Annotated in this window: 27 protein-coding genes and 1 pseudogene; 5 read left to right on the plus strand and 23 right to left on the minus strand. The window is 62.5% G+C overall.

The window, feature by feature from the left end; genetic code table 11:
• Positions 1 to 137 precede the first annotated feature (137 nt).
• The 13 genes from ptsP to BW989_RS01215 all read right to left on the minus strand — a co-directional run bounded on the left by ptsP (position 138) and on the right by BW989_RS01215 (position 10,222).
• Positions 138 to 1,856 (minus strand): phosphoenolpyruvate--protein phosphotransferase, encoded by a 1,719-nt coding sequence (gene ptsP, locus BW989_RS01155; RefSeq protein WP_076584675.1) that lies wholly within the window; start codon positions 1,854 to 1,856, stop codon positions 138 to 140.
• Positions 1,856 to 2,125, minus strand: coding sequence for an HPr family phosphocarrier protein (locus BW989_RS01160; RefSeq protein WP_076585235.1), 270 nt, complete (start codon positions 2,123 to 2,125; stop codon positions 1,856 to 1,858). Before BW989_RS01160 ends, ptsP begins: the two co-directional genes overlap by 1 nt.
• Before the next feature lie 10 nt (positions 2,126 to 2,135).
• Positions 2,136 to 2,531, minus strand: coding sequence for a PTS sugar transporter subunit IIA (locus BW989_RS01165; RefSeq protein WP_076584676.1), 396 nt, complete (start codon positions 2,529 to 2,531; stop codon positions 2,136 to 2,138).
• An 87-nt stretch (positions 2,532 to 2,618) separates the two neighbouring features.
• A complete protein-coding gene (gene rapZ / locus BW989_RS01170; protein WP_076584677.1) occupies positions 2,619 to 3,491 on the minus strand; it encodes an RNase adapter RapZ in 873 nt (290 codons plus the stop codon).
• Complete coding sequence (gene hprK / locus BW989_RS01175) at positions 3,484 to 4,452, minus strand: HPr(Ser) kinase/phosphatase (RefSeq protein ID WP_129582778.1); 969 nt, start codon at positions 4,450 to 4,452, stop codon at positions 3,484 to 3,486. The genes rapZ and hprK overlap by 8 nt, the downstream gene beginning before the upstream one ends.
• A complete protein-coding gene (locus tag BW989_RS01180; RefSeq protein ID WP_076585239.1) occupies positions 4,449 to 4,904 on the minus strand; it encodes a PTS sugar transporter subunit IIA in 456 nt (151 codons plus the stop codon). Before BW989_RS01180 ends, hprK begins: the two co-directional genes overlap by 4 nt.
• 84 nt (positions 4,905 to 4,988) lie before the next feature.
• On the minus strand, positions 4,989 to 5,315 hold the full coding sequence (gene hpf, locus BW989_RS01185) for a ribosome hibernation-promoting factor, HPF/YfiA family (protein WP_076585241.1): 327 nt from the start codon (positions 5,313 to 5,315) through the stop codon (positions 4,989 to 4,991).
• Positions 5,316 to 5,435: 120 nt separating this feature from the next.
• Positions 5,436 to 6,875, minus strand: a complete 1,440-nt coding sequence (locus BW989_RS01190; RefSeq protein WP_076584678.1) for an RNA polymerase factor sigma-54 — start codon at positions 6,873 to 6,875, stop codon at positions 5,436 to 5,438.
• A gap of 42 nt (positions 6,876 to 6,917) precedes the next feature.
• Positions 6,918 to 7,637, minus strand: coding sequence for an LPS export ABC transporter ATP-binding protein (gene lptB, locus BW989_RS01195; RefSeq protein WP_076584679.1), 720 nt, complete (start codon positions 7,635 to 7,637; stop codon positions 6,918 to 6,920).
• Entirely contained in the window at positions 7,637 to 8,101 is a 465-nt protein-coding gene (gene lptA, locus BW989_RS01200; protein WP_076584680.1) for a lipopolysaccharide transport periplasmic protein LptA, read from the minus strand. Before lptA ends, lptB begins: the two co-directional genes overlap by 1 nt.
• A 22-nt stretch (positions 8,102 to 8,123) precedes the next feature.
• Positions 8,124 to 8,681, minus strand: a complete 558-nt coding sequence (gene lptC / locus BW989_RS01205) for an LPS export ABC transporter periplasmic protein LptC (RefSeq protein ID WP_076584681.1) — start codon at positions 8,679 to 8,681, stop codon at positions 8,124 to 8,126.
• Positions 8,678 to 9,220 carry a KdsC family phosphatase gene (locus BW989_RS01210; RefSeq protein WP_083688094.1) on the minus strand — a complete coding sequence of 181 codons (543 nt, stop codon included), beginning with the start codon at positions 9,218 to 9,220 and terminating at the stop codon, positions 8,678 to 8,680. Before BW989_RS01210 ends, lptC begins: the two co-directional genes overlap by 4 nt.
• A gap of 15 nt (positions 9,221 to 9,235) precedes the next feature.
• Positions 9,236 to 10,222: a KpsF/GutQ family sugar-phosphate isomerase gene (locus BW989_RS01215; protein WP_076584683.1), complete on the minus strand. Its 987-nt coding sequence runs from the start codon at positions 10,220 to 10,222 to the stop codon at positions 9,236 to 9,238.
• Between the two features lie 71 nt (positions 10,223 to 10,293).
• Here BW989_RS01215 and BW989_RS01220 point away from each other — a divergent pair, with 71 nt between their 5' ends.
• Together BW989_RS01220 and murA are read left to right on the plus strand one after the other, a co-directional pair.
• Entirely contained in the window at positions 10,294 to 10,539 is a 246-nt protein-coding gene (locus tag BW989_RS01220; RefSeq protein ID WP_076584684.1) for a BolA family protein, read from the plus strand.
• Positions 10,539 to 11,819, plus strand: coding sequence for a UDP-N-acetylglucosamine 1-carboxyvinyltransferase (gene murA, locus BW989_RS01225; protein WP_076584685.1), 1,281 nt, complete (start codon positions 10,539 to 10,541; stop codon positions 11,817 to 11,819). Before BW989_RS01220 ends, murA begins: the two co-directional genes overlap by 1 nt.
• 72 nt (positions 11,820 to 11,891) lie before the next feature.
• Here murA and BW989_RS01230 read toward each other — a convergent pair whose 3' ends face one another.
• From BW989_RS01230 to purM, 5 genes and pseudogenes are all read right to left on the minus strand, one after another.
• On the minus strand, positions 11,892 to 12,944 hold the full coding sequence (locus BW989_RS01230) for an NAD(P)-dependent alcohol dehydrogenase (protein WP_076584686.1): 1,053 nt from the start codon (positions 12,942 to 12,944) through the stop codon (positions 11,892 to 11,894).
• 131 nt (positions 12,945 to 13,075) lie between these two features.
• Positions 13,076 to 13,765, minus strand: a complete 690-nt coding sequence (locus BW989_RS01235; protein WP_076584687.1) for a DUF3108 domain-containing protein — start codon at positions 13,763 to 13,765, stop codon at positions 13,076 to 13,078.
• Positions 13,766 to 13,767: 2 nt separating this feature from the next.
• Positions 13,768 to 14,547 carry a DUF3108 domain-containing protein gene (locus tag BW989_RS01240; RefSeq protein WP_076585243.1) on the minus strand — a complete coding sequence of 260 codons (780 nt, stop codon included), beginning with the start codon at positions 14,545 to 14,547 and terminating at the stop codon, positions 13,768 to 13,770.
• Between the two features lie 97 nt (positions 14,548 to 14,644).
• Positions 14,645 to 15,259: pseudogene (gene purN, locus BW989_RS01245) on the minus strand (phosphoribosylglycinamide formyltransferase); the annotation flags it as partial.
• Positions 15,237 to 16,265: a phosphoribosylformylglycinamidine cyclo-ligase gene (gene purM, locus BW989_RS01250; protein WP_076585245.1), complete on the minus strand. Its 1,029-nt coding sequence runs from the start codon at positions 16,263 to 16,265 to the stop codon at positions 15,237 to 15,239. The pseudogene purN and the gene purM, both read right to left, overlap by 23 nt.
• Before the next feature lie 143 nt (positions 16,266 to 16,408).
• Between purM and BW989_RS01255 the strand changes: the two genes are divergently transcribed.
• From BW989_RS01255 to hda, 3 genes are read left to right on the plus strand one after another with little or no spacing between them, the layout of a single operon-like run.
• Complete coding sequence (locus BW989_RS01255; RefSeq protein ID WP_165688533.1) at positions 16,409 to 17,488, plus strand: DUF2066 domain-containing protein; 1,080 nt, start codon at positions 16,409 to 16,411, stop codon at positions 17,486 to 17,488.
• A 22-nt stretch (positions 17,489 to 17,510) separates the two neighbouring features.
• Positions 17,511 to 18,692, plus strand: coding sequence for an AI-2E family transporter (locus BW989_RS01260; RefSeq protein ID WP_076585247.1), 1,182 nt, complete (start codon positions 17,511 to 17,513; stop codon positions 18,690 to 18,692).
• Positions 18,689 to 19,384, plus strand: coding sequence for a DnaA regulatory inactivator Hda (hda, locus tag BW989_RS01265; RefSeq protein ID WP_076584690.1), 696 nt, complete (start codon positions 18,689 to 18,691; stop codon positions 19,382 to 19,384). The genes BW989_RS01260 and hda overlap by 4 nt, the downstream gene beginning before the upstream one ends.
• 14 nt (positions 19,385 to 19,398) lie before the next feature.
• Here the strand turns inward: hda and BW989_RS01270 are convergent, their stop codons facing one another.
• From BW989_RS01270 to BW989_RS01290, 5 genes are read right to left on the minus strand one after another with little or no spacing between them, the layout of a single operon-like run.
• A complete protein-coding gene (locus tag BW989_RS01270) occupies positions 19,399 to 20,262 on the minus strand; it encodes a PDZ domain-containing protein (RefSeq protein ID WP_076584691.1) in 864 nt (287 codons plus the stop codon).
• Between the two features lie 13 nt (positions 20,263 to 20,275).
• A complete protein-coding gene (locus BW989_RS01275; RefSeq protein WP_076584692.1) occupies positions 20,276 to 20,680 on the minus strand; it encodes a hypothetical protein in 405 nt (134 codons plus the stop codon).
• Positions 20,673 to 21,224 (minus strand): RNA polymerase sigma factor, encoded by a 552-nt coding sequence (locus BW989_RS01280; RefSeq protein WP_076584693.1) that lies wholly within the window; start codon positions 21,222 to 21,224, stop codon positions 20,673 to 20,675. Before BW989_RS01280 ends, BW989_RS01275 begins: the two co-directional genes overlap by 8 nt.
• 42 nt (positions 21,225 to 21,266) lie before the next feature.
• A complete protein-coding gene (gene murU, locus BW989_RS01285; protein ID WP_076584694.1) occupies positions 21,267 to 21,983 on the minus strand; it encodes an N-acetylmuramate alpha-1-phosphate uridylyltransferase MurU in 717 nt (238 codons plus the stop codon).
• Complete coding sequence (locus BW989_RS01290) at positions 21,980 to 22,987, minus strand: aminoglycoside phosphotransferase family protein (protein WP_076584695.1); 1,008 nt, start codon at positions 22,985 to 22,987, stop codon at positions 21,980 to 21,982. The genes murU and BW989_RS01290 overlap by 4 nt, the downstream gene beginning before the upstream one ends.
• Positions 22,988 to 22,989 lie beyond the last annotated feature (2 nt).

Raw genomic sequence — 22,989 nt, forward strand, 5'->3', positions numbered from 1 at the left:
TCCGGATGGGGCGGTCGTGCACGCGGCGCGACTGCAGGGCGATGTCGCGCCTGCAGGCACGACGGGGATCAGGCGTTCATGATGCGGCCATTATCACGCGTGGGCAGCGCACTGGGAACCCCGCATGCAATTTGCGCTCAGGGCGCGTTGGCACGCATCCAGCGTTCGATGCCGCTGCGGTCACCGGCGCGCAGCAGCGAACGTGCCTGCGTGCGCAATTCGCCAAGGTTCACTGCGCGGATGGCGCGGCGCACCTCAAGCAAGGTGCCGGGGTGCAGGCTGAACTCTTCCAGCCCGAGTGCAAGCAGCAACGGCGTGAAGCTGGGGTCGCCCGCCATTTCTCCGCAAATGGCCACGGGTTTGTCATGACGCGCACCGGTGCGCAGCACGTCGTGCAGCAGGTGCAGCAGGGCCGGATGCAGGGGGGAGTACAGATCGCCGAGGTATTCGTTATTGCGATCCGCGGCCAAGACGTATTGGACCAAATCATTGGTGCCAACCGAGAGGAAATCGATCTCGCGGATGAAAGTGGTGAGCGCGATCGCCGCCGAGGGCACTTCGATCATCGCGCCAAGCGGAATGTGAGATGCGATGGCTTGGCCTTCCGCGCGCAATTCGTTGGCGACTTCATCCATCAATGCGCGCGCGGCGCGGATTTCCTCGCGGCCACTGATCATCGGCAACAACACGCGCAGCGGCCCGTAGCCAGACGCACGCAGGATGGCGCGAAGCTGGGTACGGAAGATCTCGCGTCGCGACATGGACAAACGAATGCCGCGCAGACCCAGTGCGGGGTTCTCTTCGTTGCGCAGTGCAAGCCCGGTGTCATCGGCCTTGTCTGCGCCAAGGTCCAGAGTGCGGATGGTGGCCGTGCGCCCGGTCAGGCCCAGGATCAAATCGCGGTACGCACGGAATTGGGTGTCCTCATCCGGCAATTCATGCGTGCCGAGGAACAGGAATTCGGTGCGATATAGACCCACACCTGCGGCCCCCAGTGCGTGCGCCTCGGCCACGTCATCGCGTGATTCGGCGTTCGCCCACAGTTTGATGTCGGCGCCATCGAGCGTGCGCGTGGGTTCGCGGCGCAAACGATTGAGTTGCTTGTGCTCGCGTTTGTAGGCATTGACGCGTTGTTGATGGGCCTTGAGGTCGGCCGCGTTGGGCTCGCGGATGACGGTGCCGGTGCCGCCATCGACCACGATGACATCGCCATCGTTGAGCCATTGCAACGCGTGTGAGGCGCCAACGATCAACGGTAGATGCAAGCTGCGCGCGAGGATGGCGCTATGCGACAGCGCGCTGCCGGTGGTGGTGACGACGGCCAGCACGCCTTGTGCTTGCAATTGCGCTACTTCGGCTGGGGCGATGGCATCGGTGACCAAAATATCGCCAGCGACGCCCTGCAACTCGGCATCGCGTTGGTGCAGGGCGGCGTGGATGCGGCCGATGACTTGGTCGATGTCGTCGATGCGGCTGCGCAAGTAAGGATCGTCCATCCCCAGAAACACATTGGCGATGCGGTCGCGTTGTCGGCGCAGCGCGTAATCCGCGGTGTAGCGCTTCAGGCGAATATAGCGGTCCAGGCCTTGCAAGAGTTCCGGGTCATCCAGCAGCAACGCATGCAAGTCGAGGAATTCGCCGACTTCGTGTGCGAGTGCGCCATGCAGCCGTTCGCGCAGTTGATGCATTTCGTCGCGCACCTGGTCGATGGCGCGATGGACACGCGCGAGTTCTTCATCGACTTCGGATTCATCGATGTAGGCTTGCTCGACTTCCAGTGCATGCGGCAGGCGCACCCGTGCGCGCCCGAGTGCGGCTCCGCGTGATGCCCCGATGCCGGACAGGTCTCGCCGCATCAGCCACCCTCATCGAAGTTGCGTGTGAACAGATCCACGGCCGCATCCATCGCGGCCACTTCGTCTTCGCCATCGGTGCGCATCGTGACGACCGAGCCTTGCCCGGCAGCCAGCATCATCACGCCCATGATGCTTTTGGCATCCACCTCGCGGCCTTTTGCGCTGAGCTTGGCGATGCTGCGAAAGCCCGCCATGGTCTGCACGAGTTTTGCACTCGCACGCGCATGCAGGCCCAGCTTGTTGGTAACGGTGATTTCGCGCTCGATCATCCAGCTGTCCTCAACTTGGGTCATCCAGTTGCACCGCGTTTCGCCCACCCACGGACGCCGTCGATTGCAATTCGGACAGGGATTGTTCTGGGTAGTTCATCACGCGCAGCAACATCGGCAGGTTGACGCCCGCGACGCGTTTGACCGGTGTGCCCAGGCGAGAGAGTTGCGCGGCTAGGTTGCTCGGGCTTGCGCCGTACATATCGACCAAGACCAATACGCCATCACCCTCGTCAACACGTCGCATCGCGCCACTGGCTTCTGGCAGTAAAGCATCTGGGTCGGCATCGAACGGAACTTCGAATGCCTCGGCCTTCAGCGGCAAGCGCGGCAACACGCGTTGCGTGGATGCCAAGAGTGCCGGGCCGATACCGCTATGGGTGATGAGGAGGATGCCGACACTCATGAAGTCGAATCGTCGTTGGGTGTGTCCAAGATAACCAAACTTGTGCGGCCATGGGCGACAGCCGTTTGGCGTGATGTGTCGATGGCATCAATCCAGCTCGCGGTGGAAGGTCGATGCATCCGGCCACCCCTTGTTGCGAGCAGATTCGGCAAACCGTTCGGCAAGATAGACGGAGCGGTGGCGCCCACCCGTGCAACCGAAGGCGATGGTGATGTAGCTGCGAGTGTCTTCGCGCAGGCGCGGCAGCCAGGTGTCTAGGAACTCGCCGATCTGTGCGAGGTAGCGTTGCGCCTCGGGTTGGGCATCAAGAAACTCCTGCACCGCGGCATCGCGCCCTGAAAGCGGACGAAGCTCAGGGTTCCAGTGCGGATTCGGTAACACGCGCGCATCCAGCACGAAGTCGGCATCTGCCGGCACGCCGCGCTTGTAGGCGAAGGACTGGAACAGCAATGTCGGCGGGGTGTCGTGGCCGACGTGCAATGTCCGGCCTACCTCGCGGCGCAACTGGTGCACGTTCATTGCGCTGCTGTCGATCACGTGGTCGGCAAGGGTGCGCAATGGCTTGAGTGCCTGGCGTTCAAGCGAAATCGCATCGGCCAAGGCAAGGCCGAGATGGCTCAACGGATGGCGCCGGCGAGTGTCGGCGTAGCGTCGCAGCAGCACTTCATCAGTGGAGTCGACGAACAACAGCTTGGGGTCGTGGCCTTCGCGGCCAAGTTCGGACAGCCACTCCGGCATACGCGCGAGATCACCGTGGCTGCGCACGTCGATGGCGACGGCGAGTAGCGGCGGCGTATCCGTCCCGTGTTGGGCCAGGCTGCGCACGCAATCGGTGAGCAACTCCGCAGGCAGGTTGTCGACGCAATAGAAGCCGCTGTCTTCCAGCATTTTCAACGCGATTGATTTGCCGGCCCCTGACATGCCGGTGACTAATAGCAAGGAGGTGGGTGTCTCAGTCATGTTCGGCCTCCGAGGCGCCGGAGGCTTCAAGAAAATGAGAATGACGCGCCATGAAGGCGGCAGCCGGATCGACGCCTTTTGCGCGCAGGATGTGCAGTCGAGCAGCCGCTTCGGTCAACACCGCCAGGTTGCGACCCGGCATCACCGGCAAGATGATCATCGGTACATCCAGATCCAAAACACGACGTGTGCCCAGGTCGCCGATGATGCGCTCCATCCCGGCAGGCTGCGGCTCGAGTTGCGGGCGGGTCAAGTGGACGATCAGGCGCAGGTATTTGTTTCGCTTCACCGCGGTGTCGCCGAACATGTCGCGCACGTTAAGGATGCCTAGGCCCCGCACTTCCAACAGATCCTGCAGCAGGTCCGGGCAGGTACCGTCGAGCACATCCGGCGCGATCTGGGTGAACTCCGGCGCATCATCGGCCACCAGACGATGGCCGCGCGTCATCAACTCCAGTGCCAACTCGCTTTTGCCGGCACCCGCTTCACCCGTGATCAAGACGCCGATGGAATAGATCTCCATGAACACGCCGTGCAGGGTGGTCCGCGGCGCGAGTTGACGAGCGAGATGGTATTGCAGGTGGTTGAGCAGTTCATGCCCACGACGCGGTGATACCCACAAAGGCGTCGCGGATTCTTCCGCGGCGGCGCGCAGGTCTTCGGGTGCGGATTGCGACTTGCTGATGACCAGCGCCAGCGGGCGTGATTGCATGATCTTTTCGATCACTTCCCAACGCGCGCGCGCATCCAGGCCATCGAGCCAGCTCAATTCTTCTGTGCCGAGGATCTGTACCTTGTTGGGGTAAATGATGTTGAGGTAACCGGCCAGTGACGGCCTGCGTGCATTGGTTTCGCCGGCGACCAGCGTGCGCTCGCCCATCTGCGGGCCGGCGAGCCAGCGCAGCGCCAAGCGCTCGCGCATTTGCTCGAAGAGTTCGATGGCGGAGATGCGTTGGGTCACGCCTGGGCACCGATCAGGAGTGCGTGCAGCGATTCGGCATCGGGCGCCGCGCGCAGGGCCGCGCGGAAGTCGGCATCGGAAAATCGCTCGGCGATCTCGGCGAGTAATTGCAGATGTTGATGGGTGAAGTGCGTGGGCACCGAGAGTGCGAGTAGAAGGTCCACATCCTCATCGTCCATGGCTTCGAACCCGACCGGCTGCACCACGCGCACGAAGGCGGCGCGTGCTTCGTCGAATACGTCGTTGCGTCCATGCGGCAGCGCCACGCCATGGCCGATGGCCGTGCTGCCCATGCGTTCGCGCTGGCGAAGACTGTCTGCAACGGTCTTGCGTGCGGCATCCTCTCGGCCTTCGCTGAGCAGGCCGGCCAGGGTATCGATGAGCTCGTCAGCGCTTGATGCTCGATCAAGCACGGCGATGCGCGTGGGCGACAGGATGGAACTGAGGCTCATGCCGATCGGGCGTCCGGTTCTACGCGGGCCCAAAAGCATAACAGCCCGCACGTGGCGGGCTGCTGGATTGCGAAGCGGATAGCATCAGCCGAAGGTGCCATCACGGGCCGGATTCTCGCCGCGGTGATGGTCGACCATCTTTTCCTTGTGCTTCACCAGCACGCGATCAAGTTTGTCGGTCAACAAGTCGATGGCGGCGTACATCGTCTCCGCACTGGCATCGGCATGGTATTCACGGCCGGCGACTTTCAAATGCCCTTCGGCGCGATGGTTGGGTTTGTCTATCGATAATTGCATGCGCAATTCGAGTGGATGTTCGAAGTGGCGCTCGAGGCGGGTCATCTTGTCCTGGCTATAGGTACGAAGGGCGTCCGTGATTTCAATGTGCTGGCCGTGGACGTCGATTTGCATATGCGCCTCCTTGGGGCTGCTTCGATGGGTCGAATACAGCATCGCGCAAACTTGCCCGCATGGGGTGAAGTTGGAGTTAAAAATTCGCCAGAAAGCTGGAACGCAAGGTTCTGGTCGGGCCTAGCCCAGGCGAACACGCTGGCCGGAGGCGGGGATGTGCAAGGCCTCGCGGTACTTGGCCACGGTACGCCGGGCCACGGGAATGCCTGACTGTTTCAGTTTTTCAGCGAGGGCGGCATCCGATAGTGGCTTGCGTGGGTTTTCGGCATCGACCAAGTCCCGGATCATCGACTGGATCGCAGTGCTGGAGGCTTCACCTGCGCCCGTGTCGATGCCGGAGGCGAAGAAGTCACGCAGGGCGATCGTCCCACGCGGGGTGCGCACGTATTTGCGTGCGATGGCGCGGGAGATGGTGGATTCGTGCAATTCCAGCTGGATGGCGACCTCACGCAATGTCAGCGGGCGCAGTGCCTGCTGGCCAAATTCGAGGAAGCCGGATTGCTCTCGGATCAGGCAATTGACCACCCGCAGCAGCGTCTCGCCGCGTTGCTCGATGTTCTTCAGCAGCCAGCGCGCCTCCTGCAGGCAGCCGCGCAGGTACTGGCCATCCTGCCCGGTGGTGGAGCCGGCCATCTGCGCGTACTCCTGGTTGATCGTTACCCGTGGACGCGCGTGCCCGGCAAGCGCCGCCTGCCACAACCCGCGTTGGCGCCAGATGACCGCATCCGGCACGACATAGGTGTCATGGGCGATGCCGCCGATCTGCGAACCCGGGCGCGGGTCCAGCGTGCGCAGGAGGGCGACGGCCTGCTCGGCGTCTGCCGTCGTGCAACCGAACTGGCGTGCGACCCCTTCGATGCCGATCTTGGGCAGGCGTTCAATCGCCTCGCCGGCGATGCGCAGCGCGAGGGCCACGCCGGGCGTATCGGCAGGCAGGCGGCGAAGCTGGATCGACAGGCACTCGCCCAGCGAGTTGCCACCGCATCCAACCGGATCGAGTTGCTGGAGGAGGTGCAGGACGGCGAGAAGCTCGTCCTCACGCGCGATGATGTCTGGCGCGAGGGTGGCGATGATGGAGTCCAGTGTTTCGCGCAGATAGCCGTCGTCATCGATGGCATCGATCAAGGCCAATCCCAGTTCTTGGTCTCGATTCGAGAGCGCGGTCAGGCCCAGCTGCCAGCGAAGATGGTCCTGCAGACTCTCTTCCGCGATCTGGCGATCAGCAGGGTTGTCGTCATCGTCCACTTGACCGCCGCCGTGGCGGGTCCATTCCTCGCCGGACTCACGCCATTCGTCGCGAGTGTCGTCGCTGCTCCAGTTGTCATCGCCGCCCGGCGCGGCTTCCGAAGGCCCTTCCGGTGGATCGTTTCTGGCATTGATATCGGCCAGCTCCAACGGGCGCGCATCTTCAGCCCATTCCAGTAGCGGATTGGATTCGACCGCATCGGCCAGTTCGGTTTCGAGCTCGGTGGCTGACATCTGCAACACTGCCAATGCCTGACGCAACTGGGGCGTGAGCGCCAGTTGTTGCGATTGGGTTGCAGTGAGATGTTGCTTCATGACGCCCCGGTTCCAATGCAGGTCTCCCCGCATACGAGGCGCTTACAGGCGGAAGGTTTCGCCCAAGTAAACGCGACGCACATCGGGGTTGGCCAGCAGCGCATCCGGAGCCCCCTGAGCGAGAACGCTGCCTTCGTTCAGAATATACGCTCGGTCGCAGATTCCCAAGGTCTCTCGCACGTTGTGATCGGTGATCAGCACGCCGATGCCACGATTCTTGAGGTGGGTGATGATGCGCTGGATCTCGCCGACGGAGATCGGATCGACGCCCGCGAAGGGTTCATCCAGCAACATCAGCCGGGGTTTCGCGGCCAGTGCGCGGGCGATTTCTACGCGTCGACGCTCGCCGCCCGAGAGGCTTGCGCCGATCTGGTCGGCAACATGGGTGATCTGCAGCTCGTCCATCAAGCTGGCCAGTTCCAGTTGGCGGCCCGCCTTGTCCAGGTCATCACGCAACTCCAGCACCAGGCGGATGTTGTCGGCGACCGACAGTTTGCGGAACACCGAGGGCTCCTGCGGCAGATAACCGACGCCCAGCTTGGCGCGGTCGTACATCGGCTCGTCGGTGATGTCCTGACCGTCCAGCACGATCTTGCCGGCATCGGTCGGCACCAGACCAACGATCATGTAGAAACACGTCGTCTTGCCGGCGCCGTTTGGGCCGAGCAAGCCGACCACTTCGCCAGCGTCCAGAGTCAGGCCGAAGTCCTTGACGACTTCGCGCGACTTGTAGCGCTTGCGCAGCCCCTCGGCGACCAGCATCAGTTGCTGCCCGTCTTCGGTTGGATGGTCATGCGCACGCGGCCATTGCCCTGGCCACCGCTCTGCACCTGGCCGTTGCGCATGTTGTAGACCACGCGTTCGCCGCGCAGGTTGCCGCGGGGCTGGGTCACGACAACGCTACCCGTGAGTGTGACGATTTCGGTCTTCATGTCGTAGTCGACTTTGGAGGCCGTGATGTTGAGAGGCGTGCCATCGTCCATGAGCTGAGACATGCGAACGGGCGAGCCAGTCAGTATGGTTCGGCGAATATCTCCGCCGCTCTGGAAGACGTCAGCGCGCCCGGCGTTGATCTTGAGCGTGCCCTGCGTAATCAGGACATTGCCGGTCAACACCGTCGGCGTGCTATCGCTATTGGCGTTGTACGTGGTCGTATCGGCCTCGATGTTCATCGTCTGGTTGCGATCGGACGACTTGGCCAGCGCCATGCCGCTGGCAGCGACCATAGCGGCCGCGATGAGAAGGGCGTTACTGGATGGACGGCGCATAGCTGGCTCGTACCTCGGATTTCAAAATGACACGCTGGGTGTCGAGTTGGGCTTCCAGCCCGCGGCCGCGAATTGTAGCGCCGGGCTGGGTGATGGCGACTTGTTGGTCACTGGTGGCGCGGTTCGCATCAGGGAAAACGTTCAGTGCCTCGGTTTCCATTCGCATCTTCTTCGCCCCTTGGGGGTTGTCGAGGATCACGTTGCCGCGCAGACGCACCTCGCTCCCCTCGCCATTGACCCAGCCCGTCGCCGAGCGTGAACGCCAGCGCTCGCCGTTCTTGTCCGGGAACAGGAAGGTGGGCTGGTCGATGTTCATCTCGTGGTTGCCTGGGGTGCGGGCCAGTTTGGGCGCCTGCAGAGTGAAGCCCTCGGTGCCGTCCTTTTGCAGGGTGATGATCTCGAAATCGTGCAGGATGTAATCCGGGCGTGCCTGGGCTGCGCCTGTGGCGGAGAGGTTGGCGCGTTGGCGGATGATCGCCCAGCCCGCGGCAATGGCGATGATGAGCAAAATGAGGGTCAAGGTGCCGCGCCAGCTCATGCCTTGACTCCTGCATTGGCCAGGATCCCTGGCAGTTTGCCTTGCGCTTCCAGCAGCAAGTCGCAGAAATCGCGGGCAGCACCGAAACCACCTTTGCGTGGCGTGATCCAGTGTGCGTGGGGCGCTGTCCAGTGATGGGCATCTGCAGGTGCGACGGCCAGGCCCACATGCGGAAACACGCCCAGATCCACCAGGTCATCGCCCATGAAGGCGACCTCATCCATCCCAAGCCCCAGCTTGTCGGCGATGGCGCGGGTGGTGGCCAGCTTGTCATGCGCGGCGGTGTGCACCTCGGTCAGGCCGAGCTCGGCGCCGCGGATCTCGGTGACCCGGCTCTTGCGCGCCGTGATGAATGCCACTTCGATGCCGTTTTTTCGCAGCATCGCCAATCCCAAGCCGTCTTGTGCGTGGAAAGCCTTGTGTTCCCGGCCTTCGTCATCGAAATGCAGGCGGCCATCGGTCAGGGTGCCGTCCACGTCGAAGCACGCCAGACGGATGCGGGTGGCGCGGGCGGTCACTTCAGGGGAAGGCGTAGTCATCGACATGAATGCGAATCAGACCACGCGCGCGCGCAACAGGTCGTGAATGTTCAACGCCCCGACCACTTGCCGATCTGCATTGATCACGAGCAGGGCATTGATCTTGTGCGCCTCCATCAACTGCGCGGCCTCGACGGCCAGTGCCTCTTCGTCGATCGTCTTGGGGTTCGAGGTCATGACATCGACGATCCGTGCGCCGCGGACATCGGTCCCGGCGTCCAGCGTGCGGCGTAGATCGCCATCGGTGAAGAGGCCCGCGAGGCGTCTATCGGCATCGATAACCGCGGTCATGCCGAGACGCTTGCGGCTCATTTCCATCAGCGCATCGCCCACCGTGGCGGTGTCTGGCACGCTGGGGATGTCCTCGCCTGCATGCATCACATCGCGGATATGCAGCAGCAGGCGACGCCCCAGGCTGCCCGCTGGGTGCGAGCGGGCGAAGTCATCGGCGGTGAAGCCGCGTGCCTCGAGCAAGGCGACCGCCAGTGCATCGCCCAAGACCAAGGCAGCGGTGGTGCTGCTGGTCGGCGCGAGGTGGAGCGGGCAGGCTTCAGCGGGCACGCTGGCATCGATGTGGACATCGGCTTGTCGGCCCAGGGTGGAGGCCGGCTTCCCGGTCATGGCGATGAGCTTGTTGCCCTGCCGAGCGAGCACCGGCAAAAGCGTCAGCAGCTCGTCGGTCTCGCCCGAGTTGGAGAGTGCCAGCACGATGTCGGCGTCGGTGATCATGCCAAGGTCGCCGTGGCCGGCTTCGCCCGGATGCACGTAGAACGCGGGCGTGCCAGTGGAGGCCAATGTCGCCGCGATCTTGCGGGCAATGTGGCCTGACTTGCCCATGCCCGTGCACACCACGCGGCCACTGGTTGCCAGGATCAGCTGGCAGGCGCGGGTGAAGTCGCCGTCCAGGCGCGCGCCCACAGCGGCGAGCGCAGCCGATTCGACATCGAACACACGTCGCGCGGTGGCGAGTAGCGCATCAGGGGAAGTGGTGCTGGAATCCATGCGGGGCCGGTTTCGCCAAGACAAGTTCGCTAAACTAATCCGTTCATTTTACGCCTTCGGAGGCGGCCCTGATGAACCCAGCCATCATCAAGCAACTCATCGAGGCCGGGCTGCCCGGCGCGCAAGTGGATGTCATGGGCGATGACGGCGTGCATTTCGAGGCACGGGTGATCAGTGATGCTTTTGCCGGCAAGCTGCCGCTGGCCCGTCATCGCATGGTGTACGCGACGCTGGGCGACAGGATGGGCGGCGAAATCCATGCGCTCGCGCTGAAGACGCTGACGCCTGAAGAAGCCAGCAAGGCAGGAGTCGCCTGATGCAAAAGATCGTGGTCGAAGGTGGCGCCGTCCTCAACGGTGAAGTGCCGATCTCCGGCGCCAAGAACGCGGTGCTGCCGATCCTGTGCGCCACGCTGCTCGCCGATGAACCCGTCGAGATCAGCAACGTGCCGCATCTGCACGACGTGGTGACGACGACCAAGTTGCTGGCGGGTCTGGGTGCGGGCATCACCATCGACCAAGGCACCATCGGCAAGGGCAGTGAGAGCGGCGTGGTGGTCGATCCGCGCGCGGTGAACTCGCACATCGCGCCATATGAGCTGGTCAAGACCATGCGCGCCTCAGTCCTGGTGCTGGGCCCGCTGCTGGCAAAGTTCGGTGATGCCGAAGTCTCGCTGCCCGGCGGCTGCGCGATCGGCTCGCGCCCGGTGGACTTGCACATCAAGGGCATGCAGGCGCTGGGCGCCGATGTCAGCGTTGACCACGGCTTCATCAAGGCCAGTGTCAATGGCCGCCTGCGCGGGGGGCGTGTCACTTTCGACATGGTGAGCGTCGGCGCGACCGAGAACGTCTTGATGGCGGCGTGTCTGGCGCAAGGCGAAAGCGTGCTGGAGAACGCGGCGATGGAGCCGGAGATCGTCGATCTCGCCGATTGCCTGATCGCGATGGGCGCGAAGATCGAAGGTGCGGGCAATGGTCGCATCCATGTGCAGGGCGTCGAGCGCCTGCATGGTGCGCGTCACGCCGTATTGGCGGATCGCATCGAAGCCGGCACTTTCTTGGTCGCGGCCGCGATGACCGGCGGTCGCGTGACCTTGCGCAACGCACATCCAGCTTCGATGGACGCGGTGCTGGCCAAGCTGGTGGAAGCGGGCGCTGAAGTGATCGTCGGGGGTGATCGCATCACGCTCGACATGCATGGCAAGCGTCCGCGCGCAGTGGACATCAATACCGCGCCGCACCCGGGTTTCCCGACGGACATGCAGGCGCAGTTCATGGCGATGAACTGCATCGCCGAAGGCGCGGGCGTGATCCGCGAAACCATTTTCGAGAACCGCTACATGCACGTGCAGGAACTGCAGCGCCTGGGTGCGGACATCAAGGTGGATGGCCACACGGCGATCGTGCGTGGCGTTGAGCAGCTTACGGGCGCGCCAGTGATGGCGACCGATTTGCGTGCATCGGCGTCGCTGATTCTTGCGGGCCTGGTGGCGGATGGCGAAACCGTCATCGATCGCATCTACCACCTGGATCGCGGCTACGAGAACATCGAAGAGAAATTCGCGGGACTCGGTGCGACGATTCGCCGCATCGACTAAGCGAAGCGACATCCCCGTCAAGCAGAAGCCCCGCACAAGCGGGGCTTCTTTTATGCCAAACGGGATGTCGCATCACCCCATGGTCGCGTTGTCGATGACGAAACGATATTTGACGTCGCTGCGCGCCATGCGCTCGTAGGCGTTGTCGATCTCGTCCGCGCTCACCATTTCAATATCCGCAACGATGCCGTGTTCAGCGCAGAAATCCAGCATCTCCTGGGTTTCCTTGATGCCGCCGATCAGTGAGCCTGCGATCGAGCGACGACCAAAGATCAACACGCCGATATTGGGCGAGGGATGCGGATGCTCGGGCACGCCGACCAGCACCATCGTGCCGTCGCGCTTGAGCAGGCTGGTGTAGGCATCAAGGTTGTGGCTGGCGGCGACGGTATTGAGGATGAAGTCGAAGCTGTTCGCATGGGCTTTCATCTCGTCCGGATTGCGCGAGACGATGACCTCATCCGCGCCCAGATCCAGCGCGGCCTGGCGCTTGCTGTCGGAAGTCGTGAAAGCCACAACGTGCGCGCCCATCGCGTGCGCGATCTTGACGCCCATGTGGCCCAGGCCGCCGATGCCGACCACGCCGACCTTTTGTCCCGGTCCAACCTTCCAATGACGCAGTGGGGAATAAGTGGTGATGCCTGCGCACAAGAGCGGCGCGACAGCGGCGAGTTGTTCTTCTGGATGCTTCACCTTCAGCACGAAGTCCTGGTCCACGACGATGCGCTGCGCGTAGCCGCCCAAGGTGTGGCCGGGTGCGTCTTTGGTTGCACCGTTATAGGTGCCGACAAAGCCGTTCTGGCAATATTGCTCAAGGCCCTCGTCGCAGGCGGGGCAGTGCTTGCAGCTATCGACCATGCAGCCGACACCGACGGTGTCACCGACCTTGAAATTCTTGACGTCGCTGCCGACCGCGCTGACCTTGCCGACAATCTCGTGACCGGGTACGCAGGGATATAACGTGCCCGCCCATTCCGAGCGCGCGGTATGAAAATCCGAGTGGCAGATGCCGCAATAGGCGATGTCGATTTGCACGTCCTTGGGGCCGGGTTCGCGGCGCTCGATGGTCAAAGCTTCGAAGGGTTTGTCGGCGGCATGGGTGCCGCGGGCGAGGGTGGAGGACATAGCGGTTCCTGTTGGCGGTTGGGCGATGTCGGCACGTTAGCAGCCGGCGCATTAATTCGGTGTGGGGTTGGTGACGGTCAAACAAAAGGCCCCGCATCTGCGAGGCCTCCCGAAAAGCGTATCGATGATGCTTAGCGCATCGATTGCAGGCGCAAGTCGATGGTGTCGCCGTCATCGTCTTTTTGCTGGATGCGCACCGGCACCGGAATGCCGTCGACCACCCACAGCGTCATGCGGCTATCACCATCGTTGCCGGTGACCTTGGTGGCCTGCATCGCCTTGCCTTCCACGGTCACGCTTTCTTTGCCGGCGCTAGTGAAAGCCAGCGGCTTGGCTTTGCCGTTTTCTATCAAGCGATAGCGCATGGGCTTGCCGGCGAGTGCGTCACGCACGATGGCGAGGTTGAGCGTCATGCCATCGACATCGCCGGCTTGCAGCTTGACCGGGCCACGGCGATCGGCTTTGACATCGCCACTCCAGGTGGCCTGGCCGCCGGACCAATCGAAGCTGGTCTGCTTGGACTTCTTCTTGACCAGCATGTTGATGGTTTCGCGATTACCGACCGGGCGCAATTGGCTGCCCGATGCATCCACGGTAGACGAACGATCCAACTGCACCAGCGCGTTTTGCACCTTCATGCTGTAGGTCCAACGATTGGCACCAGCGGGTGCCAGCGACATCGTCGCGTTCGCGGCCATGTTGTTGTAATTGGCACGGTAGTTGGCATTGAACGCCTTCAACTCGGCGGCCTGCACGGTGGGCAGAGTGGCCAGCGCCAGCACCAGGCCAGCGGCCATGCTGGTCTTGTTGCGAATATTCATGGTCAAACTCCCTTGTATTGGGTCAACACGAGGTCGAGCGATGCATCATCGCCATCTTTCATGTGGATGCGCACCGGTAACGGCACTTCCGGAGTGAACCACACAGTGGTGCGGTCCTCGCCGGCATTGGTGCGATCGATGCGCATTGCGTCGTAACTGATGTCGCCGATGGTGATATTTTCGGTTGCCGGAGCCACGGCGTAACTTTGCACGCGCATGCGTGAATCATCCACGAAGCGATACTGCAGAGAAGCGCCTGGCTTGGCATCACGCATCACCGCAAGATTGATCAGCAAGCCGCTCATGTCGCCAGGCTGGAGAGGGATGACGCGACCGCGCCGCGACTTTTTCACGTCGCCACTCCAGCTGGCTTGTTTGCTGCTCCAGTTGTAGGTGCCTACGGTCTTGCGCGTAGCGAACAGGGCGTGGCGCACGGTGCTTTGCGAGATTGGTCGGTACTGGTCGCCTGATGTATCGAATACGGTGCTTTGCTGGATGTTGACACCCGCAGCGCCGGCCAAGCCTTGAGTGCCGACGATGTTCAAATCGATGCGCCAGCGCGCGCCGCCAGTGTTCACCAAGCGCATGGTGGCCTGGCCCAGGGGTTTTTCGCCGCGAAATACCTGATACGTGCCGGAGAACGGACGCATCACATAAGGCGCGAGTGTCGTCGTCGATTCCAGCGCGACGGGAGCCTGCACGGTATTTGCCTGTGCTACCGCCCCGGCGGAGACCGGAAGCAGCAACAAGCTGGTCAGGGCGATCGAGCGTAAGGCCGACATGTAATCCAATCTCAAGTATTCAGGTTCGGCAATGTAGCTATCTGCGTGTAAACGCAGCATGACCACATCCCAGAACGGACTTTTTGGTTCAGACGGGGCCGGGGAGCGCCAGCTGGCCTGCTACCGCATCGCGCAATACCGAGACCAGAAGCTCGTGCTCGGCCGGGAGCAGGCGTGCGGCCAGCGATTGCGCATCGTCACCGGGCAGGACGGGGATGCGGGCCTGTGCGATGACGGTGCCAGCGTCGAGCTCCGGGATGACCCAGTGCACGCTCGCGCCGTGTTCGCTGTCACCCGCTTCAAGGGCGCGGCGATGCGTATGCAGGCCTGGGTATTTCGGCAGCAGGGAAGGGTGGATGTTGATCAGCCGATCTGCAAAGCGCTGGACGAAATTACTGCCCAGGATGCGCATATAGCCCGCGCAGACCACCCAGTCCGGCTGGCTTGCCGCGACCGCATCCCTCAGCTCTGAATCGAAGGTGCGACGGTCCGCGTAAGTCTTGGCCGCGCGAGACCAGCGCAGGTGTTGCGGGGCCCGCGTCAGCGCGATGCAGTCGGGTTTGTCTGAGAATACGCCGACAATTTTTGCATCCAGCGTGCCTGCCGCGATGGCATCGAGGATCGTTTGCAGGTTGCTGCCTCGGCCGGAGACCAACACCGCCAGCCGACGCCGCTTTGCCGCGTCGGTTTCAGCCAATTCGGACCCGCTCATCGCCATCGCCTGCTTCGACCACGCGACCGATCGTGCGCGGTGCCAGATCCATGCGATCGAGCTCTGCGCTCACTGCATCGGCTGCCGATGCCGGCACGACGAACACGAAACCAATGCCGCAGTTGAACGTGCGCCACATCTCGGCATCGGCCACTGCGCCTTCCTTCTGCAGCCACTGGAACACGGCGGGCAGCTGGAGGCTTGCCGCTTCGATATCCAAGGCCAGGCCATCGGGGATGACGCGGATGATGTTCTCGGTGATGCCGCCACCGGTGATATGGGCCATCGCGTGGATGTCCGCGCCGTGAGGGCCGCGGAGAAGTTCGAGCACCGGCTTCACGTACAAGCGGGTCGGGGCCATCAGTGCGTCTTCGAGTGTCTGCCCACCCAAGTCATAGCCCATCGGTGTCTCGGTGCGGGCCAGGATCTTGCGGATCAGCGAGTACCCATTCGAGTGCGGACCGCTGGAGGCGATGCCGATGAGTACGTCACCGGCCCGCACGCGCCCGCCATCGCGAATCTCGCTCTTTTCGACGCCCGCGACGCAGAAACCGGCCAGATCGTATTCACCCGGGGGGTACATGTCGGGCATTTCGGCGGTTTCGCCGCCAATCAAGGCGCAGCCGGATTCCGTGCAGCCTTGTGCGATGCCGCCCACCACGGCCGCGGCGGTGTCGATATCCAGCTTGCCGGTCGCGAAATAATCGAGGAAGAACAGCGGTTCGGCGCCCTGCACCAGCACATCGTTCACACACATCGCCACCAGATCGATGCCGATGGTGTCGTGGCGGCCCAGTTGCTGGGCCAGTTTCAGTTTGGTGCCGACGCCATCGGTACCGGAGACCAGCACCGGTTCGCGATACTTGGCCGAGAGGTCGAACATCGCGCCAAAACCGCCCAGACCGCCCATCACCTCGGGCCGGAAGCTCTTCTTGACCAGCGGTTTGATCCGCTCGACCAGCTCGTTGCCCGCGTCGATATCCACACCGGCGTCGCGGTAGGTCAGGGAAGTAGGCTGATTCACGGGCGGCTCGCGGCTTGGGGACGGGCGATTTTAACAGCCCGGCTCACCCCCCCGAAATGGCCCGTGATGGACGCATCCGCCCGGCTGCGGCACCATTCCCCCTAGGAAACCCGGAACTCATGGCGATGCGCGCAACGATTCGATGGACATGGGCGGCGATGCTGGTGCTGGCAATGGGCACCGCACAGGCACAGCGTGTGGAGGGCAGCCGCGCGTCCGCGCAGGGCGCTTACGACGCTGAAGTGTCGGTTCGCTCCCAATCGGCGGCCGAGCGCAACAACGGCTTTTCCCGCGGCCTGATCCAGGTGCTCAGCAAGCTGACCGGCGAGCGCGCGCCCCAGCAACGCCCCGGCGTGGGTGACGAAGTCCGCAACGCCAAGGATTACGTCGCCAGCTACGACTATCGTCAGGACGAGGGCATTTCGCCGACCACCGGCGCGCCTACCTTCGGCACCACCCTGATCGTTCGCTTCAAACCGTCCAAGGTGGACGAGCTGGCCAAGCAAATCGGTGTCGTGGCGTGGCCCAACCCGCGTCCGAAACCCGTCTTGTGGTTGGCGCTGGACGATGGCAGCGGGCCGCGTCTGGTGGCTCTGCCGCAAGCCAGCGTGGCGCGCACCGCATTGGATCGTGCCAAGGCATTGGGGTTTGGCCTGGGTCTGCCGAAGGGCAGCGCCGCCGAGCAAGCGATCGTCGGGGCCATCTGGCGGGGTGACACCGGTGCCGTCGCGCGCCTGTCCAAGGCGTACAAGCCGGCCATGCAGCTGATCGGCAAGGTGCAGCGAGCTGGCTCGGGCTGGAAGGCGGACTGGGTCTTCGTGGACAACGGCCGCGTTTCCGCCAAGGATTCGAATGCCGGTTCCGATCCGCGCCGGGTGATCGCATCGGGCGCGGATGTCGTGAACGATGCACTGATTCGCAAGTACGTGCGCCGTGTGCCGCCAAAGCCGGTGGTGCGTTCGCAAACCGTCAGCCTCACCTTCACCGGCATCGACAATGCGCAGGAATACCTTGGTTTGATCGGCTATCTGGAGCGTCATCCGCAGATTGGCCGCATCGTGCCTGTATCGGCCACGCCGGGCAGCGTCGTCTTCACCTTGGAGTTGAAGGAAGGCCTGGTCAAGTTCCGTGGCGCCGCGGCGCGTGAGGGCGTGATTACGGCTGTCGGCGAAGACGAAGACAGCACGCAGTTCGACGTGCGTTGAACACCAATCACGGATGACATCGATGGACTCTTCCTCGCAGGCTTCGCTCGCAACACTGGCCGGTTTCGTCCGCAAGGTTCAGTGGGTCGTGGTCGTGGTCGCCATCGGTTGGCTGCTATCGAAGCTCTCATCAATCCTCGCCCCGTTCGTGATTGCAGCGATGCTGGGCTGGCTGGGAGATCCGTTGGTAGACCGGATTGAAGCACGCGGCGCCAGTCGTAATACGGCGGTCGCCGCCGTGTTTTCGGCGATGTGTCTGATCTTGCTGATCGTGATGTTGATTCTGGTGCCGGTCGTCGTGCGCCAGGTCGGGACATTGACCCAGTCCTTGCCGGAGTACCAAGCGTGGCTTGCCAACTGGTTCACCGGTCAGCTGGTCCCGTGGGTGCAGGCCAAATTCAACTTCGATTTGATTGCCTGGTTCGATAGCAAGCACTTGATCGAGATGGTGCGCGAGCACTGGGAACGTGTGGGCGGTATTGCGACGGCGGTGCTGGGTTATGTGTCGCGCTCGGGCATCGGAATGGTGATGTGGCTGGTGAACCTGGTGCTGATTCCGATTCTGGCGTTCTTCTTTTTGCGTGACTGGGATGTGTTCGTCGAACGTGTGGCTTCGCTGATTCCGCGCGACTCTTTATCGACTGTCACCAAGTTGGCGCAGGAATCCAACGATGTGTTGAGCGGTTTCCTGCGCGGGCAATTCCTGGTGATGATCGCATTGGCGATCATGTATGGCGCGGGCCTGGCTCTGTTCGGGGTGAAGATCGGCATCTTGATTGGTCTGATCGGTGGCATGCTCAGCTTCGTGCCTTATCTCGGCCCGACCTCGGTGGTGGTGATGGGGACGATCGCCGCATTGGTGCAAGGTTTGGGTTGGCAGGGTGTTGCCGGCGTCGCTGTAGTGTGGGGCGTGGCGCAGGTCATCGAAAGTTATGTGCTCACACCGAAATTGGTGGGCGACCGCATCGGCCTGCATCCGATGGTAGTGATCTTTGCGGTGATGGCTGGTGGCGCATTATTCGGCTTCGTCGGCATGTTGCTGGCGTTGCCAGGAGCAGCCGTGCTCAACGTGTTGCTGCGTTATTGCGTGGACCGGTATCGCCACAGCAAAACCTATATCGGCGAACAGGGTGAGACCATGGGTCAGGCCACGCCTGCACCCGTGGCGATTGAGGCACCCGCTGCGCCTTCGCCCGACGCGTGAGCAAGACCTCCCGGCAATTGCCGCTGTCGCTGCGTTACCCGCCGGACCAGCGCCTTGATGCTTTCGTTGCTCCGCCCGCAGGCGCGTTGGCGCAATTGAGCACGCTTGCTGCAAGTGGTGCGGAGTGGCTGTATTTCGTTGGTCCGCATGACGCAGGCAAGACGCATTTGGCGCTGGGTTTTTGTGCGGAAGTCGATGCGTTGGCAAAAACAGCGACCTACTTGCCGTTGGTGGCCATGGCAGGGCGGCTGCGCGAAGCGCTGCCTGCGCCACAGCCCGACATGCGTATCGCGCTGGATGGCATCGAACACATCGCAGGAAAGCGGGAAGACGAAGTCGCCTTGTTCGATTTTCATAATGCGGCCCGCACCGTTGGCGCGGGCGTTGTGTACACCGCGCGTGAGGTGCCGGATGCATTGGGTCTGGTGCTGCCTGACTTGCGCTCGCGCTTGTCGCAGTTGACGCGGATTCGCCTGCAACCAGCCGATGATTCAACCCGTGCGGCGATTCTGCGCTTGCGCGCGGAGCGCCGAGGTTTGGCGATGGACGATGCGGCGATTGATTGGCTGCTCAAGCGCGTCGAACGCGATCTGGGTAGCTTGACTGTCTTGTTCGAACGATTGGACCGTGAATCACTGGCCGCGAAACGACGCGTGACGGTGCCATTTTTGCGAGAAGTGTTGGGCAGTTAGCACAAAGGCCTCAGTCAGCGGCAGGCCTGCGCCCGGGTCTCCCAGATCACCGGTTCCCAGTAGGCATTGCGACGGATCGAATCGTTGTCCAGTTTGTCTTCCAGCAGCCGTACACCGATGAGGTAGCTGGTATTAGGCTTCACATCGATCACGAGAGTCTTGTAAGACTGCGCCGCCGTCTTCAATCGATTTGCCAAATGCGCTGTCCTTTGCACACGCAGGCTCATACGGTGACGATCGATTTTCTCTGCGATGGTAAGGACATGGCGGCCGGTCGGCAGTTCGTACTGGTACAAGCCCGCTAACGGCGTGCTGCGCCCATCGATGCGAGTGATTTCCCCGCGGTAGGTGTCTTCGCTCTTGGGCACCACGCCCTGTTGATCGGACACGAAGCCGCATCCTTTGCTGTTTGTATCGCCGACGACCAATTGGAAGGCAGGGATTGCCACCGCATCGGCTGTGTCATTGGCGGCCAGCTGTTTGCCGGCACGTGACCATGATGCAGCAAGCTTGCCGCCGCCCGCATCGATGGCCTGCTGCAGTTGACTGGCCTGCGTACCGACCTTACGGCCATTGATCGCGAGCAATCGGTCGCCTGCTTGCAGGCCCAGGCGCGAGGCCGCCGAGCCCGGTGTAACCGCCAGCACTGGTAGGCCGCTGGCGTTGGCATTGCGCACATCCACCACGGCACCAAGCTCGTAACGCACACGCGCCTGGCTGCGCAGCGTGGTGGTATGTCCTGTGGTGGACAACGTGCCGCTTTCAGCGGCGCGCACCAGCGCGGTTTCAACTTCCCGTTGCAGCGTCGGGTTGTCTTGTGCGGTAACGGGCAGAGCCATGAAGGCGGCGAATACGGGGGCGATGATGCGGATATTCATTACGGCTCCTTGATCAGATGCCGAGGGGCTGCACGTTGTCCGTGCGGGAATGGATCAGGCCCCGGCGCACGGCCCACAGCGAAGCCAGCTCGGCATCGTCTGCGTTGCGCGCATAGGCAAGTTGCAGTTCGCGATCGATGTGATGCAGGGATTCGGAAGGCGTGTTCGACACCGCGGGTATGGTGGATGTTGGCGCGCGTGTAGTGGCGATGGCGGGAGCAGCCCTGTCATCGCCCGGTTTGAGGCCAAGGTTGATGAGCAGCGTTACGGCAAGGGCCACGCAAGCACTGCCGCCAGCGACCATGCCGCGTTGGCGACGAACCTGTCGCTGCCGTGCCGCCGCCAGCTTTTCCCAAACCGCGTCAGATGGCTTTGCATCGGGTAAATCGCGTAGCTGCTTGAGGAGTTGATCATTCACAGGAGTTTTTCTCGTCGTCAGACAGGTTTGTGCGAAGTTGCTTGAGTGCACGGGAAAGCACGGATTTCGACCAGCTTTCAGTGTGGCCGAATCGGGCTGCCAATTCTTTGTGCGACCAGCCTTCCATCAAGTGCAGCCATACCAAGGTACGAGCGGCGGGTGGGAGTCGTCGCAGCAGGCCAGCGATTTCTGCATCAGATTCAGGTAAAGCGGCTGCATCGGCCATGAAGTCGTCGCCAGGCAACGGCAGCGAGCGCCATTGCTTTCTGAACTGATCGATCAGTGCGTTGGACGCCGTGCGCTTCAGCCAAGGACGCAGTGGCAGCTCGGCGCGCAGGCCAGGCAGGAAGCGCATGGCCTTGAGGAACGTGTCCTGGGTGATGTCTTCGGCGGTTTCTACGCTGCCAGATAACCTAAGCACCAGGGAGTGGATCGCCTTAGCATGCAGCCGATAGAGCGCTGCGAAGGCCGCTTGGTCCCCACGCCGCGCCGCGCGTAGTAGCTCGGCCTCATTTTTGTCGTGCGTCGGCTGGGCGTTATCCATTGAAGTCGGTACGCGCCAGCAAGCCAGATGGTCGCGGACCGGTCAATCTGCAGGTTGGGTTGCAATCAATCGCGCGTCCAGCTCGGCCAATCGTTGCGGCGTGCCGACATCGGTCCACAGGCCTTGATGATGCGTGCCAGTCGCCATGCCTTTGGCCATCGCCGCGCGTAGCAGCGGTGCCAGCTGGAAGCGTGGCGCTGTCTGGTCCGCGCCGGGCGTGTCGCCGATGACATCGCGCCAATCATCCAGCAGTTGCGGTCGATACACACCGATGCCCGAAAACGTCAATCGCATATCGCCTGTCGAATGCAGGCGTCCTGATTCGTCCAGCGCGAAGTCGCCTTTCAAATGGTGTGCAGGGTTATCGACCATGACCAGATGCGTCAGCCCTTCGGGTTCGCGTGGCAGCTGACTGAAATCGGCATCGCACCAAATATCGCCGTTAACAGCAAGGAATGGCGCATTGCCCAGTAGCGTCATCGCATTCCACATGCCGCCGCCCGTCTCGAGGGGTGATGGGCCTTCGTAGCTGTAGTGCAGGCGCAGGCCGAAATCGGCGCCATCGCCTAACGTCGACGGAAACTGATCCGCCAACCACGAGGTGTTGATGACGACATCAGTGATGCCCATCGAGGCCAGCTTCTTCAGGTGCCAGACGATCAATCGCTTGCCGCCGACTTGCAGCAGTGGCTTGGGCGTGTGGTCGGTGAGTGGACGCATGCGCTCACCGAGACCCGCGGCAAAAATCAGTGCCTTCATGCCGGGGCGTCGTTATGTGTGGCTTCAAGTGCGGCGATGGCCGGCTTGATCTTGGTTTCAATGAAAGCGTGCAGGCCGGCCAGTTGCGGATACTTGGGTAATACCTCATCGAGATACACGAAGAAGCGCGGCACGTCGGTGAGGTATTTCGGTTTGTGGTCGCGATAGTGCAGACGCGAGAACACGCCGATGATCTTGATGTGGCGTTGCACGCCAATCAGGTCGGCATCGCGCAGGAAGCGATCAAGCAGTGGCAGCGGCAGGCCAGAAGCTGTGGCGCGTGCGTGGTAGTGGCGAAGCCAGGCATCGACACGATCATTGGGCCAGCTGAGAAACGCATCCTTGAACAGCGAGATCGCGTCGTAGGCGATCGGCCCCACCGCCGCGTCCTGGAAGTCCAGAACGGCGGGGCCGCCCTCGGCCTGCATCAGGTTGCGCGGCATGAAATCACGGTGCACCAGCACTTGCGACTGTGCTTCTGCGGCATCAATCAAATGACGGTAAGCGCCATCCAGCACTTCCATGTCGTCACAGGCCAGTGTCATTCCCAAGTGCTTGCCGCAGAACCACTCATCGAACATGCGCAGTTCGCGGGTGATCGTGGCTTCGTCGAAGCGGGGAAGATCGGTGGGTGGTTGGGTTGCCTGCAGCTTCAATAATTGGTCGATGGCGGCATCAAACATCGCATCGGCATTGGCCTCATCGATGTCATGCAGATAAGTGTTGACGCCGAGGTCCTCCAACACCAGGAAACCGGAATCCACATCGCGCGCGAGTACTTGCGGCACGCGCACGCCACCGGATTCGAGCACATCGCGCATGGCCAGCCACGGACGCACGTCTTCCTTGTCGGGAGGCGAGTCCATGACGATGCGCGAAGGCGACATTCCTACTGTGCGCCAATAGCTGCGGAAGCCGGCATCGGTGGAGGCGCGTTCCAGTTCGACGGTGGGGTTGGACAGCGCTTGGCGCGCCCAGGCGAGGCGTTCGGTTTCGCGATTCATGC

This window comes from Solilutibacter tolerans (assembly GCF_900155935.1).
GTDB classification, from domain to species: Bacteria; Pseudomonadota; Gammaproteobacteria; order Xanthomonadales; family Xanthomonadaceae; genus Solilutibacter; species Solilutibacter tolerans.